The organism is Sphaerisporangium rufum, from assembly GCF_016863395.1.
Classification (GTDB): domain Bacteria; phylum Actinomycetota; class Actinomycetes; order Streptosporangiales; family Streptosporangiaceae; genus Sphaerisporangium; species Sphaerisporangium rufum.
The window spans coordinates 66,612-84,361 of record NZ_BOOU01000003.1 but is presented as its reverse complement, the minus strand read 5'-3'; the positions used below and the strand labels follow the sequence as shown (position 1 = coordinate 84,361).

At 72.7% G+C, this 17,750-nt stretch carries 14 protein-coding genes and 1 tRNA gene; 7 read left to right on the top strand and 8 right to left on the bottom strand.

Annotated elements, in window-relative coordinates; genetic code table 11:
- The first annotated feature begins 29 nt into the window (after positions 1-29).
- Positions 30-1,262, top strand: a complete 1,233-nt coding sequence (locus tag Sru01_RS01270) for a hypothetical protein (RefSeq protein ID WP_203981931.1) — start codon at positions 30-32, stop codon at positions 1,260-1,262.
- Here Sru01_RS01270 and Sru01_RS01265 read toward each other — a convergent pair.
- The 5 genes from Sru01_RS01265 to Sru01_RS01245 all read right to left on the bottom strand — a co-directional run bounded on the left by Sru01_RS01265 (position 1,254) and on the right by Sru01_RS01245 (position 6,969).
- Positions 1,254-2,249: a LacI family DNA-binding transcriptional regulator gene (locus Sru01_RS01265; protein ID WP_203981930.1), complete on the bottom strand. Its 996-nt coding sequence runs from the start codon at positions 2,247-2,249 to the stop codon at positions 1,254-1,256. The two genes, Sru01_RS01270 and Sru01_RS01265, sit on opposite strands and share 9 nt — an antisense overlap.
- 28 nt (positions 2,250-2,277) lie before the next feature.
- The gene (locus Sru01_RS01260) at positions 2,278-3,648 is read right to left on the bottom strand and encodes a GH1 family beta-glucosidase (protein WP_203981929.1); all 1,371 of its coding nucleotides are present in this window, start codon (positions 3,646-3,648) and stop codon (positions 2,278-2,280) included.
- A complete protein-coding gene (locus Sru01_RS01255; RefSeq protein WP_239136705.1) occupies positions 3,645-4,484 on the bottom strand; it encodes a carbohydrate ABC transporter permease in 840 nt (279 codons plus the stop codon). The genes Sru01_RS01260 and Sru01_RS01255 overlap by 4 nt, the downstream gene beginning before the upstream one ends.
- Complete coding sequence (locus Sru01_RS01250; RefSeq protein WP_203981928.1) at positions 4,481-5,527, bottom strand: carbohydrate ABC transporter permease; 1,047 nt, start codon at positions 5,525-5,527, stop codon at positions 4,481-4,483. The genes Sru01_RS01255 and Sru01_RS01250 overlap by 4 nt, the downstream gene beginning before the upstream one ends.
- Before the next feature lie 101 nt (positions 5,528-5,628).
- Positions 5,629-6,969 carry an ABC transporter substrate-binding protein gene (locus Sru01_RS01245; RefSeq protein ID WP_239136703.1) on the bottom strand — a complete coding sequence of 447 codons (1,341 nt, stop codon included), beginning with the start codon at positions 6,967-6,969 and terminating at the stop codon, positions 5,629-5,631.
- Between the two features lie 446 nt (positions 6,970-7,415).
- On the opposite strand from Sru01_RS01245, the gene Sru01_RS01240 reads away from it, so the two are divergent.
- A complete protein-coding gene (locus Sru01_RS01240; RefSeq protein ID WP_203981927.1) occupies positions 7,416-10,283 on the top strand; it encodes a glycosyl hydrolase in 2,868 nt (955 codons plus the stop codon).
- A gap of 158 nt (positions 10,284-10,441) precedes the next feature.
- Here Sru01_RS01240 and Sru01_RS01235 read toward each other — a convergent pair whose 3' ends face one another.
- Entirely contained in the window at positions 10,442-11,068 is a 627-nt protein-coding gene (locus Sru01_RS01235; RefSeq protein ID WP_203981926.1) for a LysE family translocator, read from the bottom strand.
- A gap of 294 nt (positions 11,069-11,362) precedes the next feature.
- Positions 11,363-11,737: a response regulator transcription factor gene (locus Sru01_RS01230; protein ID WP_203982000.1), complete on the bottom strand. Its 375-nt coding sequence runs from the start codon at positions 11,735-11,737 to the stop codon at positions 11,363-11,365.
- A gap of 410 nt (positions 11,738-12,147) precedes the next feature.
- Here Sru01_RS01230 and Sru01_RS36095 point away from each other — a divergent pair, with 410 nt between their 5' ends.
- Together Sru01_RS36095 and Sru01_RS01220 are read left to right on the top strand one after the other, a co-directional pair.
- A complete protein-coding gene (locus Sru01_RS36095; RefSeq protein ID WP_203981925.1) occupies positions 12,148-13,101 on the top strand; it encodes a C40 family peptidase in 954 nt (317 codons plus the stop codon).
- 195 nt (positions 13,102-13,296) lie between these two features.
- Positions 13,297-13,368: transfer RNA gene (locus tag Sru01_RS01220), tRNA-Arg, on the top strand.
- A 179-nt stretch (positions 13,369-13,547) separates the two neighbouring features.
- On the opposite strand, the gene Sru01_RS01215 is transcribed toward Sru01_RS01220, so the two are convergent.
- Positions 13,548-14,081, bottom strand: a complete 534-nt coding sequence (locus Sru01_RS01215; protein ID WP_203981924.1) for an FG-GAP-like repeat-containing protein — start codon at positions 14,079-14,081, stop codon at positions 13,548-13,550.
- On the opposite strand from Sru01_RS01215, the gene Sru01_RS01210 reads away from it, so the two are divergent.
- The 3 genes from Sru01_RS01210 (at position 14,068) to Sru01_RS01200 (ending at position 17,748) form a co-directional block, all read left to right on the top strand.
- Entirely contained in the window at positions 14,068-14,508 is a 441-nt protein-coding gene (locus Sru01_RS01210; RefSeq protein WP_203981923.1) for a hypothetical protein, read from the top strand. The genes Sru01_RS01215 and Sru01_RS01210 overlap by 14 nt on opposite strands.
- Positions 14,509-14,710: 202 nt before the next feature.
- Positions 14,711-16,099, top strand: a complete 1,389-nt coding sequence (locus tag Sru01_RS01205) for a serine hydrolase domain-containing protein (RefSeq protein WP_203981922.1) — start codon at positions 14,711-14,713, stop codon at positions 16,097-16,099.
- Positions 16,100-16,143: 44 nt separating this feature from the next.
- Positions 16,144-17,748 (top strand): ABC transporter substrate-binding protein, encoded by a 1,605-nt coding sequence (locus Sru01_RS01200; RefSeq protein ID WP_203981921.1) that lies wholly within the window; start codon positions 16,144-16,146, stop codon positions 17,746-17,748.
- Positions 17,749-17,750: the final 2 nt, after the last annotated feature.

Below are 17,750 nucleotides of genomic sequence, written 5' to 3'. Positions count from 1 at the left end.
GGCGGGCTCGGTGGAAAGGCGCGGCTGCGGTGGACGGTTCGCTCTACGTCTATGTCGAGGACGTGCGGGACGAGGGCGCCGGCCGGGTGCTCGACCGGGTCGCCGGATACGGCCTGCGCCAGGTCACCGTCGGCGCCGCCGGCCAGGCGTCGCGGGACGTCACCCCGCACGGGGCGTCCCGGGTGACGCTGCGGGCCGACGGCGTGCACTTCCCGCCGCCCGCCGGGCTGTTCGACGGGCTGCGGCTGGTGCCGCCGGTGCAGCCGGGCGCCGCCGGGCGGCCGCTGGCCGAGATCGTCGCCGCGGCCGGCGAGCGGGGCATGACCGTGCACGGCTGGGCGGTCTTCCTGCGCAACGTCACCCTCGGCCGGGCCGACCCGGAGGTCACGGTGCGCGACTGCTTCGGCGGGCGCGGCCACCCGGCCGGCCTGTGCCCGGCCCACCCGGACGTGCGCCGCTACGCCGTCGCGCTCGCCCGCGCGGTGGCCCGGCAGGGCGTCGCCGGCGTGGTGGCCGAGTCGCTGCACTTCGGGGGGTTCGCCCAGGGCTACCGGCAGGAGCGGTGCTTCGTCCCGCTCGGCCCGATGGACGAGTACCTGTTCGGCCTCTGCTTCTGCGCGTGGTGCATGCGGCGGGCCACCGACCTCGGCGTCAAGGCGGAGGTCGCCCGCGAGGAGTGCACCCGCATCGTCGGCGCCGTGCTGGACGGTGACCCGCCCGCGCAGGGCGAGGTGACCCGGGCCGCGCTCACCGCCTACGCCGGCCCGGACGTGGTGGCCTACGCCCGCGCCCGGTCCGAGACGGTGACGTCGCTGGTCAGCGAGGTGGCCGCCGCGGTCGGCGCCGAGGGGGCCACGCTGACCTTCCTGGACGGCACCGGGCACCACAAGGGGCACGCCGACGGGCTGCCGCCGGCCGGGCTGGCCGCGCACGACGCCTGGCAGCTCGGCGTCGACCTGGTCGCGCTCGGCGACCTGGTGCCGTCCTTCGGGGTACCGGCCTACGCCCGCGACCCGGCCCGGGTCGCCGACGACGTGGCCGCCTACCGCCGTTCGGTCGGCCCGGACCGCGAGCTGCGCGTCGTGCTGCGCCCCGGCCCGCCCGACACCGACTCCGCCGACCGGCTGGCCGCCAAGGTGCGCGCCGCCCGGGCGGCCGGCGGCGACCGGGTCGACTTCCACGCCTACGGGCTACTGCCCTACCGGGTGCTGGACCGCATCCCCGCCGCGCTCGGCCGCCCGGGCCGGCCCGGCTCAGCCTGACTCGCGGACGACCAGCCGGCTCGGCAGGATGATGTGGTCGCGTGCCCGCTCGGCGGGCGGGGTGAGCAGCAGCCGCACCATCGCGGTGGCCATCTCGACGATCGGGTGCCGCACCGTGGTGAGCGGCGGATCGGTGTACCGGGCGGCCTCGATGTCGTCGAACCCGACCAGCGCCACGTCGGCCGGCACCTGGCGCCCCGCCCGGCGCAGCACCTGCAGCGCGCCGATCGCCATCGCGTCGTTCGCCGCGAACACCGCGTCCAGCCCCGGGTCGTCCTCCAGCAGCTGCCGCATCGCCGCGGCCCCGGAGGCCCGGGTGAAGTCGCCGACCGCGACGATCGAGCGGCGGTCCGAGCCGCGCAGCGCGTCCCGGTAACCGGTGAGGCGATCCTGGCCGCCGATCATGTCCTGCGGTCCGGCGATCGTGGCGATCCGTCGCCGGCCGGTCGCCAGCAGGTGCCGCACCGCCGCCGCGGCGCCGCCCACGTTGTCGTTGTCCACGTACGGCATCCGCACCGCCACCGCGGGCCGGCCGTAGGAGACGACCGGCACGCTCATCCTGGTGAGCGCGGCGGGCAGCGGATCGCCGCCGTGCATGGACAGCAGCAGCACCCCGTCGACGTGGCCGCCGGAGATGTAGCGCTCGACCCGCGCGTGCCCGCCCGGCGTGCCGGCCAGCATCAGCACGATCTGCTTGTCCACCGTCTCCAGCTCGGCGCCCACCGTGCGGATCACCATCGAGAACAGCCGGTCGTCGGAGAACACCCGGGTCGCCGGCTCGGAGATGACCAGCGCGATCGAGTCGGTGCGCTGGGTCACCAGGCTGCGCGCCGCCGAGTTGGGGACGTACCCCAGCTCGTCCACGGCGCGCAGCACCACCTCGCGGATCTCGGGGGTGACCGTCGAGCGGCCGTTGACGACCCGCGACACGGTGGCCCGGGAGACGCCCGCGCGCGCGGCGACCGCCTCGAGGGTGGGACGCTTCATGTGCTCCCTGTCTTGTTCGGCCGGCAGGTCACCGGGGCAGGCCGTTGCGCCGGATGACGTCCCGATACCACAGCGCGCTGTCCTTGGGCAGCCGCCGCTGGGTCTCGAAGTCGACGTACACGATCCCGAACCTCCGGCGGTACCCATCGTGCCACTCGAAGTTGTCCAGCAGCGACCAGACGAGGTAGCCGCGCAGGTCGGCCCCTGCCTCGATGGCGGCGTGCGCGGCCCGAAGGTGGCCGTCGAGGTAGGCCACCCGGTCGGGGTCGGGCACCGCGCCTTCGCGCGGCGTGTCCTCGAAGGCCGCGCCGTTCTCGGTGACCAGCAGCCCGGCCTCCGGGTACTCCCGCGACAGGCGCAGCAGCAGCGCGGTCAGCGCCTCGGGGACGATGGGCCAGCCCATGGCGGTGGTCGGCCCGGTGGCCGCTTCGAAGTGGACGCCCTCGGTGCCGGGGAACGCCGGGTTCGCCGGCGCTCCGGGCCGCAGCGAGACGGTGGAGGGGTTGTAGTAGTTGATGCCGATGACGTCGATCGGCTGGTCGATCAGCGCCAGGTCGCCGTCCCGGATGTGGCCGAGGCCGCCGTGCCGCTCGGCGATGGCCAGCACGTCGGCGGGGTAGCGGCCGCGCAGCGCGGGTTCCAGGAACTGGCGGTTCATCAGCCCGTCCACCGGCCGGGCCGCCTCCTCCGGGCCCTCGATGGGGGAGAGGTTGAACGTCAGCGACACCTGGCGGGCGCCGCCCGCGCGCAGCGCGGTGGTGGCCAGGCCGTGCCCGAGCAGCAGGTGGTGTGCGGCGCGGAACGCGGCCGCCGGCTCGGTGCGGCCCGGCGCGTGGATGCCCCAGGCGTAGCCGAGGAAGGCGATCAGCCACGGCTCGTTGAGCGTGGTCCACATGGCGACCCGGTCGCCGAGCCGGTCGTGCACGATCGCCGCGTACTCGGCGAACCGCGCCGCGGTGTCCCGGGCCGCCCAGCCGCCGGTCCGCTCCAGGGCGAGCGGCAGGTCCCAGTGGTACAGGGTGGCGTACGGCGCGATGCCGGCCCCGAGCAGCTCGTCCACCAGCCGGTCGTAGAAGTCCAGCCCGGCGGCGTTGACCGGCCCGCGGCCGGCCGGCATCACCCGGGGCCAGGAGACGGAGAACCGGTAGGCGCGCAGCCCCAGGCCGGCCATCAGCCGCACGTCGTCGGCGTACCGATGGTAGTGGTCGCAGGCCACGTCCCCGGTATCGCCGTTGGCCACGTTGCCGGGGGTGTGGGAGAAGGCGTCCCAGATGGACGGCCCGCGGCCGTCCTGGGCGGCGGCCCCCTCGACCTGGTAGGCGGCGGTGGCCGCGCCCCAGACGAAGCCGTCGGGGAAGCGCAGCTCCCGCTGCCGGGTGTCCGGACGGGTGATGGTCATCCCTTCACCGCTCCCTGCATGATCCCTCCGATGATCTGCCTGCCGAGCAGGACGAAGACGGTGACCAGCGGCAGCGTCGCCACCGCGGTGCCGGCCAGCGCGAGCGTGAAGTCCTGGACGTAGCCGCTGGCCAGCGAGGACAGCGCCACCTGGACGGTGGGGTCGTCCGGGGTGAGGACGACCAGCGGCCAGAAGTAGTCGTTCCAGGCCGTCATGAACGTGAGCATGCCGAGCACCGCGGCCGCCGGGCGGGCCACCGGCAGTACCACGTGCCAGAACAGCCGGATGGTGGAGGCCCCGTCGACCCGACCGGCCTCCAGCAGCTCGCTCGGCAGGGCGCGGGACAGGAACTGGGTCATGAAGAAGACCCCGAACGCGCTGACCAGGGACGGCACGATGACCGCGGCGATGGTGCCGTTCCACTGCAGCTTGATCATCAACAGGTACAGCGGGATGATGCCGAGTTGGGCGGGCACCATCATCGTGCCGACGGTGATCATCAGGAGCGCGCTGCGGCCGCGGAAGCGCAGCTTGGCGAACGCGAACCCGGCCAGCGTGGAGAAGAGCATCACCGACACGGTGATCGCCCCGGCGACCACCACCGAGTTGACCAGCGCGAGCGCGAACGGCGCGGTGTCGAAGACCCGGGCGATGTTGGCGAACAGGTTGCCGCCGGGCAGCAGCGGCGGCGGCAGCTCGGCCATCGCCGCGTTGTCGTGCGAGGCGACCACCACGCTCCAGTAGATGGGGAACGCCGAGAAGAACGCGATGGCGAGCAGCGTCAGGTAGGTCAGCGGGTTGCGGCGCACGGCGCCGGCCCGCGCCCGGGCGCTCACGCCAGCCCTCCGCGCATCCGCCTGATCAGCATGTAGTTCAGGCCGACCACCAGCACCACCAGCAGGAACATCACCCACGCCGCCGCGGAGGCGTACCCGAACTCGAAATTGCGGAAGCCCTTCTCGTACAGGAACAGCCCCAGGGTCTGGAACTGCCGGTCGGCGCCGCCGGTCGGCATGGCCGCGGCGCTCACCTGCGCGCCGAACAGCATCGGCTCGGCGATGATCTGCATGGAGCCGATGGTCGAGACGATGACGGTGAAGACGATCGTCGGCTTGATCATCGGCACCGTGATGCCGCGGAACTGCCGGAACGCCGAGGCGCCGTCGATGGTGGCCGCCTCGTACAGCTCGCGCGGCACCGCCTGCATGGCGGCCAGGTAGATGAGGGCGTTGTAGCCGGTCCACCGCCACATGATCATGGTGGCCAGCGCGGCGTGGCTGGTCGCGGTGCCCGCCTGCCAGTCGATCCGGTCGAACCCGAAGGCGGTCAGCACCGCGTTGATCATGCCGAACTCGCGGCCGAAGAGCTGGCTGAAGATCACCACGACTGCGACCACGCTGGTCACGTTGGGCAGCAGCAGGGTGACCCGGAACAGGGTCTGGTAGCGCAGCGGGCGGTTCAGCAGGTGGGCCAGCCACAGCGCGAACAGCAGCTGCGGCACCGTCGACAGCACCCCGATGGACAGCGTGTTGACCGCCGCGTTCCAGAAATAGCCGTCCGCGAGCAGCTCCTGGAAGTTGCCCATCCCGACGAAGGCGTGCTCGGACTTCAGCAGGTTCCAGTCGTGCAGGGAGACCCAGGCGGTGTAGGCCAGCGGGAACAGCCCGAAGGCCGCGAACAGCAGGAAGAACGGCGATATGTAGGCGTACGGCGACAGTTTCGCCTCCAGCCGGTGCCACCGTGGCGGGGTGGGCCGGGCCCGGTGGGCGGGTGCCCGGCCGGTCTGGGGATCGCGCCGGGGATCGAGGGGGACGGGCGGGCGGAGGGGCCGGCCGGTCCCCGCGCGGCCGGCGTGCTCTGCCGGCACCGAAGGGGGCATTTGCTCTGCTTTCTCTGCTTTGGGGGCGGGGTCGCGCGGTTCGTCCCGCGGGCCGGTGAGCGGTCGGCCACCGGCCCGCGGGCGGAGCGGAACGCGGCGGGTCAGCCGGCCTTCTCGGCGTCCTTGACGACCTGCCGCCACGCCTCGTCGGGCGTCTGCTCGCCCTGCTCGATCCGGGTCAGGCCGTTGCCGATCGCGGTGCGCACGTCGCCCTCCTTCGGCCCGAGGTGCTGCGGCTTCAGGTTGCGGGCGGCCTCGGAGAAGATCTGGCCGACGGGCGCGTCGTTGAAGAAGGGCTTGCGGTAGTCGCGCACGTCCGGCTGGTCGTACAGCGCGGGGATCGACGGGAAGTTGCCGATCTCCTTGAACACCTTCGCCTGGTTCTCCTTGGAGGTCAGGAACTGCACCAGCTCCGCGGCCTCCTTGGGGTGCTTGCCCTGCTTCGGCACGGTGAGGTGGGTGCCGCCGCTGTTGCCGGCCCCGCCGGGAACCGCGGCGATGTCCCACTTGCCGGCCGCGTTCTTGGCCTGGTCCTGGATGTAGGCGGTCATCCAGGCCGGGCAGATGACCGTGGCGAACGACCCCTTGGCGAACCCGGTGTTCCACTCGGGGGTGAACGCGCCGATCTTCGCGTCCAGCCCGGCCTCGATGATCTGCACCGACAGGTCCCAGGCCTGCTTGACGGCGGGGTTGCCGCCGACCACGACCGCGTCGTTCGCGTCGTACACCCCGACCGGGCTCTGCGCGATCATGGCGCGCATCACCTCGCCGGGGCCGTCCACGAACTTGGCGCCCTTCGGTGCGGCGGCGGCGAACCTACGGCCGGTCTCGATGTACTTCTGCCAAGTGGGCCAGAGCGCGGACACCTTCTCCCGCTCGGCGGGCAGCCCCGCCTTGCGGAACAGGTCGGTGCGGTAGCACATGGCCAGCCCGCCGACGTCGGTGCCGAGGCCGATGACCGACGAGCCGTCCTTGGCCAGGCCCTGCTGCCACTTCCAGTCCAGGTACTCGCCCTGCCGGGCGGCGGCGCCGTACTGGCGCAGGTCCTGGAACCGGTCGGGCTGCGCGGTGAACGAGCTGATGTAGCCGACCTCGATGGCCTCGACGTCCGCCGCGCCGGCGCCGGTCGCGATGTGCGCGGCGAGGTTGGTGTGGTGGTCGGCGAAGGCCGCCTGGCGCTCCTTGATGGTGATGTTCGGGTGCGTCCGGCGGAACTCCTCGTACAGCGGCTTGAAGCCGAAGTCGCCGAAGAGCCCGACGGTGAGCGTCACCGGTTCGGTCGCCGGCGCGGCGCCCGGCCGGCCGGCGTCCGTGCCGCCGCCGCACGCGGCGGAGCCGAGCAACAGGACGGCGGCGCCGAGCAGCGGGGCGGCCGTACGGGCCGCCCGGGCCGGAGCGGAGCGGGGGGAACGAAGGCGATGAAGGAAGGACGGCATGCCCATGGGGACTCCCTGGGTCCGAATTGCATGATCTTGAAGAGAGCGCTCTCGCATCAGGGTGGGGTCGCTCTGGAGTCACGTCAAGGCGTCACTTAACCGTAAAGTTTATTTGTTATTAAGCGGTGACCAGCAGTCTGTGCCGGTCTTTCAGCCTGCTAGTAGGTGTAACCGCTGGTCGGACGCGACCTCGCGCCGGGTGTGCAGTCCGCTGGTTCAGAGAGCGCTCTCAGGATCTTGGAGAAACATTCTCCCGCTGTTGACACCGCTCGACGGCCCGACTTAACGTCGGCGGCGCTGAGAGTGTTACGTGCACGTTACGTCGAGGCGAAGCACCTGGTCTCCCGGGTGCGCGAGTGCCGGACGGCCGCCGGCCCGCGCCCCGGGGCGCCGCCGGGCGTGCCTTCCCGGCCGGCCGGTCCACCCCCCACCCAGGACGAAGGTCTCCGCACATGGCCTCCGAGAAATCCCCGTCCCAGCCACCACGCCCGCCGCTCACCCGGCTGATCGCCGCCGCGGCGACCGCCGCGCTCGCCGCGGTGCTGGCCGTCGCCCCCGCCACGCCCGCCGCCGCCGCCACCGTCCCGGTCGGCGCGGGCGGCTACACCACCGACCGGCCGCCCGGCACCTCCGGCCCGGCGAGCAGCGACGGCGCGCCGGTAACCCCCAAGGTCACCTCGGCGGTGACCGCCAAGGTGCCCACCAACGACTGGTGGTCCTCGCTGGCCTTCCAGCGCTACGCGGGCAACCCGTACTCCGAGAACATGTACGCCCACCCGCTGACCTTCCACGCCGTGTCCGGCGGCCTGGAGGTCGGATACCCGGTCACCCCGACGATCTCCGCCACCCAGTACGACCACCCGCACGTCCGCGACCTCACCCTGGGCGTCACCGGGCTGGCCGCGCCGCGCACCCTGGTCGACGGCTGGTCGGACTGGACCGTCACCCCGTACTGGTCGGACGGCGCCCGCACGCTGCGCGCCACCATCGGGCACGGCCTGCCGTTCGTCTACGCCACCCCGTCCGGCGGGCAGGCCCAGGTGTCCTTCGCCGCCGCGCCCACCATCTGGGCCGACCGCGGCAACGTGCTCGGCGCCACCGTCAACGGGCACGACTACGCCCTGTTCGCGCCCACCGGCACCGACTGGACGCTGGCCGGCGCCACCGCCACCGCCGCCCTCGGCGAGAAGAACTACTTCTCCCTCGCCCTGCTGCCCGGCCGCGGCGCCCTCGACCTGTTCACCCGCTACGCCTTCTCGTTCGTCACCGGCACCCGGGTGAACTGGTCCTACGACGAGGCCGCCGCCCGGCTGACCACCACCTACACCGCGACCACCACCGCCAAGGAGGGCACGGCCACCGGCACGCTGCTCGCCCTCTACCGGCACCAGTGGCTCGCCACCACCGATCCGCTCACCGCCTACACCTACGCCTCGCCGCGCGGCACGATGAAGCTTCGCGAAGGCGCGTCCTTCAGCACCCGGCAGGCCTTCCACGGCGTGCTGCCCGCGCTCCCCGACCTCGGCGGCTACGACCGCGCCCGCCTGGGCGACCTGGTCCGGCAGGAGGCGAACGCCGCCGACCCGTGGAAGGCGGCGACCGACACCTACTGGACCGGCAAGGCCCTCGGCCGGCTCGCCCAGCTGGTGCCCATCGCCGACCAGCTCGGCGACACCGCCTCCCGCGACAAGCTGCTCGGCCTGTTGAAGACCGAGCTGCAGAGCTGGTTCACCACCGGCGGCGAGCAGTTCCACTACGACGGCACCTGGGGCCTGCTCACCGGCTATCCGGCCTCCTACGGCAGCGACACCGAGGTCAACGACCACCACTTCCACTACGGCTACTACCTGATGGCCGCGGCGACGGTCGCCCGCTACGACCGGGCGTGGGCCGCCGACGGCCAGTGGGGCGGCATGGCCAAGCTGCTGGCCCGGGACGCCAACAACTGGGACCGCACCGACGGCCGCTTCCCCTTCCTGCGCAACTTCGACGCCTACGCCGGAAACGGCTGGGCCTCCGGCCACCAGGGCTTCGCGGCCGGCAACAACGAGGAGTCCTCGTCGGAGGCGATGAACTTCGCGGCCGGCGCGGTGCTGCTCGGCGCGGCCACCGGCGACACCGGCCTGCGCGACCTCGGCGTCTACCTCTACACCACCCAGGCGGCGACCATCGCCCAGTACTGGTTCGACGCCGACCGTGCGGTGTTCCCCGCCGGCTTCTCCCACGGCACCGCCGGCATGATCTGGGGCGACGGCGCCGCGTACGCCACCTGGTGGACCGCCAACCCCGAGGAGATCCACGGGATCAACTACCTGCCCATCACCGGCGGCTCGCTCTACCACGGCCTGTACCCGGGCGAGGTCCGGGCCGGGCTCGCCGAGATGGAGGCCGCCAACGGCGGGCCGGCCACCGAATGGCGGGACGTCATCTGGGAGTACCGCGCACTCGGCGACCCGGCCGCCGCCAAGGCGAACTGGGACGCCGGCTGGAGCTCCTACCAGCCGGAAGATGGGGAGTCCAAGGCGCACACCTACCACTGGATCTACAACCTGGCCGCGCTCGGCACCGTGGACGCCGGCGTGACGGCCGACCTCGCGACCGCCGCGGTGTTCACCCGGGACGGCACCCGCACCTACGTGGCGCACAACTTCGGCACCGCGGCCCGCACGGTGCGGTTCTCCGACGGGCGCACCCTGCAGGTGCCGGCCGGCACCACCGCGACCAGCGCCGGCGGCACCCCCACCCCTACTCCCACGCCCACTCCGACGGTGACTCCTACTCCGACCCCCACTCCGACGGTGACTCCCACTCCGACCCCCACGCCGACGCCGACGGTCACGCCGACCCCGGGGGCGCCGACCCGGTACCTGGTGTCCGGTGGCGGCCTGCCCGGCACCGCCGGGCCGGGCGGCGCCGACCCGGTCGCGGCGGCCGGCGGCGCCAACCACGACGGCACCCCGCACGACCCGCTCGTCTACACCGCGACCGGGCTCACCATGGCCTACCAGGGCGGCGCCACCGCGTTCGACCTGGTGCTGGACGCGGGCAGCGCGGTCGGCAACGGCGTCCAGGCCCGGGTCACCTATGACCTGACCGGCGACGGCACCGCCGACCGGGTGGAGACCTACCGCTACTTCGCCACCGACCCGGTCACCGGGTGGGAGCACTACACGCAGTCCGCCGGCCTGCTCTCCTCGTCCGGCACGCTCGGCGACCTGCGGAACGGGCGGGTCACCGTCGAGGTGTGGAGCGCCATCGGCGTCAGATCGACGTCGCTCGGCGTCGGCGACCGCTCCACCGTCACCATCCCCTTCTCCTGACCGCCATCCCTTCCCCCCGGCCGCCGGCCGCCGCTCGGACGACCCGGGCGGCGGCCGGTCCTGACCGCCGCACCGGACACCAGGCGGGACCCCGTACCGGCACACCGCGCCTGTCCCCGCCGGCGGCGGCCGCCCACCGGCGCCGCCCGGTCCGCCGGTCAGCGGGTGCGGCCGGCGCCGGTGAGCGCGGTGGCGACGCCGAGGCACAGATACACGCACCCGCTCGCCAGGGTGAGCGCCCGTTGCCGGCCGCGCAGCACGGCGGCCAGCGTGCCGGCCCCCACGGCGTAGACCAGATCGGCGATGATCCCGCAGCAGAGCAAGGTCAGTCCGAGCACCACGATCTGCAGGGCCGGCGAACCCGCCGCCGGGTCCACGAACTGCGGCAGGAACGCCAAGAAGAACAGGATGACCTTGGGGTTCAGCACGTTGACCACCAGGCCCTCCAGGAAGACCCGGCGCAGCGGCTGCTCCGCCACGGCCCGCGCGCCCGCCCCGGCGCCACCGGCCAGGGTGCGGATCCCCAGGTAGACGAGGTAGGCGGCACCCGCCCACTTCACGGCGGTGAAGGCGGCCGCAGAACTGGCGACCAGGTAGGACAGCCCGGCCGCCGCGGCGGCGATGTGCACCAGCGTCCCGGTCTCCACCCCGACGGCCGACACCACCCCGGCCGCCCGGCCCTGGGCGATGCCCCGCGCGGTGATGTAGAGATTGTTCGGCCCGGGCGTCACCACGAGGAGCAGCGCGGCCGGCAGGAACACCAGTAACGTCCCAGCGGGAATCATGGTCCGACCCTAGGCCGTCCCCGGGCCGGGACAGAGGGCCATTTCTCGCCTGGTTTCCGGTCCAATGCCGCCCCCACCCGGCCTGGGTCCCGCCTCCCTCGGTGGCCACGTCATCGACTTTCCACCACCGCCCGGCCGGTTGGCGACGTCCTGGCCTCCCCGCCGCCGGCGGTGTTCTGTTCTCCACCGGCCGGCGGCGGCCACGGATGCCCGGAGCGCTCCAGGAGCCGGTCGGCCCGAGACGGCTCGTGCGGCGCTGCCGGGCCAGGAGCCGGCCGGCGAATGCCGACCCGCTCAGCCGCCGGGAGCGCGGGCGGCCAGGGCGAGCTCGCGGACCGCCTGGATCAGTTCCGCCGGATCGAACGGCTTGGTCAGGTAGGCGTCCACCCCGATGGCGAGCCCGCGCCTGCGGTCCTCCTCCTGGGCGCGCGCCGTGATCATCATGATCTTGATGTGGCCGGTCTCGGCGGCGCCGCGCAACCGGGCGGCCGTCATCCAGCCGTCCAGCCGGGGCATCATCACGTCCAGGGTGATGACATCGGGCCGCACCGACGCCACCCGGTCCAGGCAGTCCTGCCCGTCGGTCGCCGTCTCGACCTCGAACCCCTCCAGGCTGAGGTTGACGGCGATGAGCTGCCGGATCACCTCGTCGTCGTCCACGACCAGCACGCGTCCCAGTACGTCATCCACGGGCGCGAGGCTAACCCTTGAAAGAATCTTCCGCGCCCCGTTTCCCGAAGTTCACCGTCCGGCCGGCGGGGGAGGCCGGCCCTCACCGGGGCGCCCTCGTCCGCCGGGAAGCCCGTCGCCACCGCGATCCGCGACCGCTGCCGGTGATCGAGCGCCGAGCCGCTTCCTCGCCGCGCGGCCAGGACTAACTCACCTGACCGTCACATCCCGCGGGTTATCCACAGCCCGGGACGCGGCCGGAACATAGCCGCAGGTCACCGAACGTCGCCAGCCAATGATCAGTTCATCGGAGTGCGCGTTGTCCACAGAATCTCGTTCAGTGCTCCGGGGCCAGGCCCGGGCCGCCGATCCTGGGGCCTCGATCCTCGTCGAGCCCAAGGAGGGCACCTGTGATCAGCTTGTTCGTCACCACCGTCCTGCTGTCCGGTACGGCCCTGTCCACCGGTTCCCCCACGATGCACGCCCGTCACGCCGAGGAGCACCCCACCCCGCCACCCCCTTCGCCCACCGAGATCCTCCCCCCGCAGGGCGCGACCCGGTCTACGCAGGGCGCGACCCGGCCTGCCCAGGGCGCGACCCGGCCTGCCCGGGGCGCGACCCGGCCCGCGCAGGGCATCGCCCGGCCCGCCCGGGGCGCCGCCGGGTCCGCCCGGTTCACCGCCATCACCGGCACCGGCGACCCGGCGGCCCGTACCCGCGGCCCGATCGGCCTCCCCGACGGCGACACCACCGGCACCCGTACCGACCCCGCCGATGTCCCTGATCCCGCCGCCGGTCCCCGCGCCGGTGCCGGCCCCGGCCCCGTCCGCGCCACGGCCGGCCGGCCCCTCGCCGACCCATCGGCCCCATCGGCGCCGATGGCGGCGGCCGGGCACCGGAGCCGATCGGCCGGCGTCCTGCGAACGCCACGAAGCGGTGCGACCCGTCTGCGGCCGCAGACGAACCGGAGCCGGTCCGCCGGGGTGATCGCGGCGATGGTGGCCGTGCGGCAGATCGGCACGCCGTACGTCTGGGGCGGCGGGTCGCGCGCCGGCGCGACCGGCGGCGGCTTCGACTGCTCTGGGCTGGCCCTCTACGCCTGGGGCAGGGCCGGTGTCCGGCTGCCGCACTACACCGGCAGCCAGTTCACCAAGGGGGCCCGTGTTCCGATATCCCGGCTCCGGCGCGGTGATCTGGTCTTCTTCGGCGGCGGCACCGGCGACCCGAGCCATGTCGGTGTCTACCTGGGGCACGGCGTGATGGTGCACGCTCCCAAGTCCGGTGACGTCGTCCGGGTGGTCGACTTCACCCGGTCCGCCTACTACCGCTCCCGCTACCGAGGCGCCGTCCGCCCCGCCGCCTGACGAAAGTCACCAACTCCCCTGATCGGGCCGGCCCCGGCGCCCACCGGACGATCTACCCGCCGGCGCGCCTGCCGGCCGCTGCCGGCGGGTGCACCGGCAGCGGCGCCGGACGGGTATGGCGGGGCCATCTGATCACGGAGGGGGTTTCAGGTGACGAAGGACCTCCAGATGCTGGTAGCCTTTTCACTCGTTGGAGCCCCCTTAGCTCAGGGGATAGAGCACCGGCCTCCGGAGCCGGGTGCGCAGGTTCGAATCCTGCAGGGGGCACCGCGCAAGACCAGCTCACACATCGTGTGAGCTGGTCTTTTTTGTAACAGGCGATTCTCCCGGCTTGCGCTGCCGAGTCGTCCGGCCACTTCTGCGGACGGTGCCGGCAGTGCGGCGGATCACGCGGCTGAGCACAGGGAGGCGGTGGGCGGTGACGCCCATCGCGTTAGGAGTACGGCTTACCAGCCGCCGAGGACGAGGCGGTCGTCGACGGAGGCGAGGTCGTAGGGGCCGGAGGTGTACCAGACGCCGGCGTAGTTGACGCCGTTGTTCCAGACGTGGAAGCCGAAGGTGCCTTCGGTGTTCTGGTAGGCGGCGACGATGTCGTCGTGGCCGTCGCCGTCGACGTCGCCGGCGGCTACCCGATTGCCGACCTGGGTGGTCTTGAAGGAGCCGGAGTGGTAGTCGGTGCTGCGGGCGAACGCCGAGCCGTTGGAGGACCACCGCCAGATGGTCATGGTGCCGTCCCCGTCGCCGCGCATCATCGCCGGAGCGGCGGGCGAACCCGTTCCACCTCCACAGTTGCCGCTGGTGACGTTGCGCCAGGTCTGGTTGTTGGATCCGCCGTAGGTGACGCCGTTGAAGATCGGCTTAACCCGTTCGGAGCCCGCGAACCCCCAGGAGGCCTCGCCGTCGCCGTCGGCGTCGTAGCCGAGCTCGAAGTGCAGGTGCGGGTGGTCGTTGGAGGTGTTCATGGTCATGTGCGCGTTCACGGTCTGGCGCCTGGACGACCGGTCCAGCGCCGATGCGGAGAGCGCGAAGTCATGCACCGAACGCGGCGGAGTCCGGCACAGCGACGCCAGGCACGGCGGCTACACGTGGACCGAGGACTTCATGTGCGAGAACCGGCCGGAGACACCGCTCTACCTCACCGTGGACGGCGCGGAGCGGGTAGGGACCTTGGAAACGCGGAGAAGCTGGTTCGTCTGCTGGGAACTCGGGCGCGTCCAGGACGGCAGGGCACCGGTTTGGTACTACACGCAGGGAGATCGCACGGAGCCCGGCGGCGAGCGCTGGGAGGGGTGGGGGTTCGCCGGAGCCGAACGGCTCGAGGTCTCCGCCCATCCACCGCCGAACATGCCCCGCTGCCGGTTCGAGTCGCCCGGCGGGGTGTCTCCGGCACCGGCGACGCCCCGGTGAGGACCGCGGTGCACGCGCCGCCGGTCGCCGTATGAACCGCGGATCCGCACTCGCGGCCCGGCGGTCGGTCCCGGGCCCGCCGCCGCGGGAAGGCTCCGGTGTCGAATCGTCGGGTCTCCGGTGGGATCCGACAAAGGGGAACTGCTGAAGTCGTCGGTTTCGACGAACTTCTCTGGTGGAACCGTGCCTAGCATCGGCATGCATGAGTGAGCTTGATGACATCCAGGCCTGGCTCGATGAGCGGCTTCCCTCGCTGCTCGACAAGCACGAGGTGCCGGGCGCGGGGTGGGCCGTCGTGCGGGGCGGCCAGGTGGCGGGCGGCGCGGCGGGGCTGCTCAACAAGGCGACCGGGGTGGCGGCGACCCCCGACTCGCTCTTCCAGATCGGGTCGATCACCAAGCTGTGGACCGCCACGCTGGTGATGCAGCTGGCCGACGAGGGCATGGTCGACATCGACCGGCCGGTGCGCGGCTACCTGCCGGAGTTCCGCATCGCCGACCAGGCCGCGGCCGAGCGGATCACCGTCCGGCAGCTGCTCGCCCACACCGCCGGCTTCGAGGGGGACATCTTCACCGACACCGGGGTGGGCGACGACTGCCTGGAGAAGTACGTCGCGACCTTGGGCGAGGTGCCGCAACTGTTCCCGCCCGGCGAGCAGTTCTCCTACAACAACGCCGGCTACTGCGTGCTCGGCCGGCTCGTCGAGGTGCTGCGCGGCAAGCCCTACGACGTCTGCCTGCGCGAGCATCTCATCGCGCCGCTCGGGCTCACCCACACCGCGACGAGCCCATACGAGGCGATCATGTTCCGCGCCGCGATGGGCCACATCGAGAAGGAGCCGGGCGCGGGGTACGAGCCGGCCCCGATGTGGGCCATGGCCCGGTCGAACGCCCCCGCCGGCTCGATGCTCGCGATGCGGCCGCAGGACCTGCTGATCTTCGCGCGCATGCATCTCCAGGACGGCCGGGCCGCCGGCGGCACCCGGGTGCTCGCACCGGGGACCGCCGCCAGGATGCACGACCGGCAGGTCGACCTGCCCGAGCTCGGCCTGATGGGGACGTCGTGGGGCCTCGGCTTCGAACGGTTCGACACGCCGGCCGGCACGGTCATCGGCCACGATGGCAACACCATCGGGCAGGGCGCCTTCCTGCGGATGGTCCCGGAGGCCGATCTGGCCGTGGCGCTGCTGACCAACGGCGGCGACGCCTTCTCGCTCTACCACGACGTGGTGGGCCACGTCCTCGGCGAGCTCACCGACGTCGGGCTGCCCGCCCTGCCCGTCCCGCCGGCCGATCCCCGGCCGATCGACGCAGAGCGGTACGTCGGCACCTACTCGGCCCAGGTCTTCGACCTCACCGTCAGCCAGGACGGCGATCGGCGGATCTGGATCGAGCAGATCCCCAAGGGCGCCTTCGCGGAGATGGGCGGCCGCGTGGAGCGTACCGAGCTGGTCCACTACCGCGACGACATGCTGATCCCGCTGGACGCCGATCGCGGCATGCACATGCCGCACGCGTTCCTGGGCGACGACGGCACCGGTCACGCGCTGTACCTGCACCTCGGCCGGGCGGTCCGCCGCGCCGGCGCCTGAGCATCGAACCACGCCCCCGACCACGTAAGGAACGGAAACCAGCCATGAAGCCGACCACTCTGGGCAGTCACGGCCTCTGCCTCCTCATGGCCGCCGTCGCGCTCACCGGCTGCGGGGGCGGCTCGGACCGCGGCGGGCAGGCGCAGAAGGCCGAGGTCGTGGAGGGCGGCACCTTCACCCTCGGGCTCTCCTCCGACCCGGGCAGCCTGGACCCGCAGATGAGCGCGGGCAGTTCCCTGTTCACCGTCACCCAGTTCGCCTACGACCCGCTGGTCGGTGTGGACGGCGACTCCGGCGAGATCCTGCCCGCGCTGGCCGACAGCTGGCAGGTCGACGGCACCACGGTCACGCTGACGCTCGGCGACGGCATCACCTGTGCCGACGGGACGCCTCTCACCGCCGCCGGCATCGCCGACAACATCAACTTCGTCGCCGATCCGAAGAACAAGAGCCCGTTCCTCGGGACCTTCCTGCCGCCCGGCGCGAAGGCCGAAGGCGATGACGCCACCCGCGTCGTGACGATCACGCTGGCCCGGCCGGCGCCGTTCGTGCTCAACGGCCTGTCCGGGTTGCCGATGGTCTGCCCCAAGGGCCTGGCCGACCGGTCCGCGCTGAAGACGGCGACGGACGGCACCGGACCCTACAAGCTGGTCGAGGCCGCGCCCGGCGACCACTACACCTACGCCAGGCGCGACGGCTACACCTGGGGCCCGAACGGCGCGACGACCGCGACCAAGGGGCTGCCGGCCACCGTCGTCGTCAAGGTGGTGGAGAACGAGACGACCGCGGCGAACCTGCTGCTCTCCGGCGGGCTGAACGCCGCGGCCATCTCCGGTCCCGACGCGGAGCGGCTGGCGAAGACCGGCCTGTACGCCGCCACCACCCCGGCCCTGGTCGGGGAGCAGTGGTACAACCAGCGCGCCGGCCGGGCCACCGCCGACGCCAAGGTGCGCAAGGCGCTGACCCAGGCACTCGACCTGGGCCAGCTGCGGAAGGTGTTCACCTCCGGTCGCGGCACCCCGGCGACCACGCTCGCCGCGAACGAGCCGGTCGCCTGTCACGGTGACTCGGCCTCCGGCGCGCTGCCGGCCACCGATCCGCAGGCGGCGGGGGCCCTGCTCGACGAGGCGGGCTGGACCAAGGGCGCCGACGGCAGGCGCGCCAAGGGCGGCAAACCCCTGAAGCTGACCCTCCTCTACCAGAACAACGTCGGCAGCGGCGGCGACGCGGCGGCCGAGCTGGCGGTCCAGCAGTGGAAGGCGATCGGCGTGGAGGCCACCGCGCGCAGCCAGAACGAGACCACGTTGATCAACAACCTGTTCGGTGCCGGGGACTGGGACGTCTCCTGGGTCTCGGTGAACGTCAGCACGCCCGACCAGCTGGTGCCGTTCCTGTCCGGGCCGGCCGCCCCGGACGGCAACAACTTCGCCGCGATCTCCAACCCCGGCTACGAGGCGGCGGTGAAGAAGGCGATGGCCACCCAGGGGGCGGCCGGGTGCCGTGACTGGCTGGCCGCCGAGTCCAAGCTGATCGCCGGCGCGGACATCGTGCCGTTCGCCGCCAACCAGGTGCGCATGTTCGGCAAGGGCGCCGAGTTCCAGACCCCTGGCCAGCTCGTCCCGACCAGCATCCGCATGCTGGCCAAGTAGCG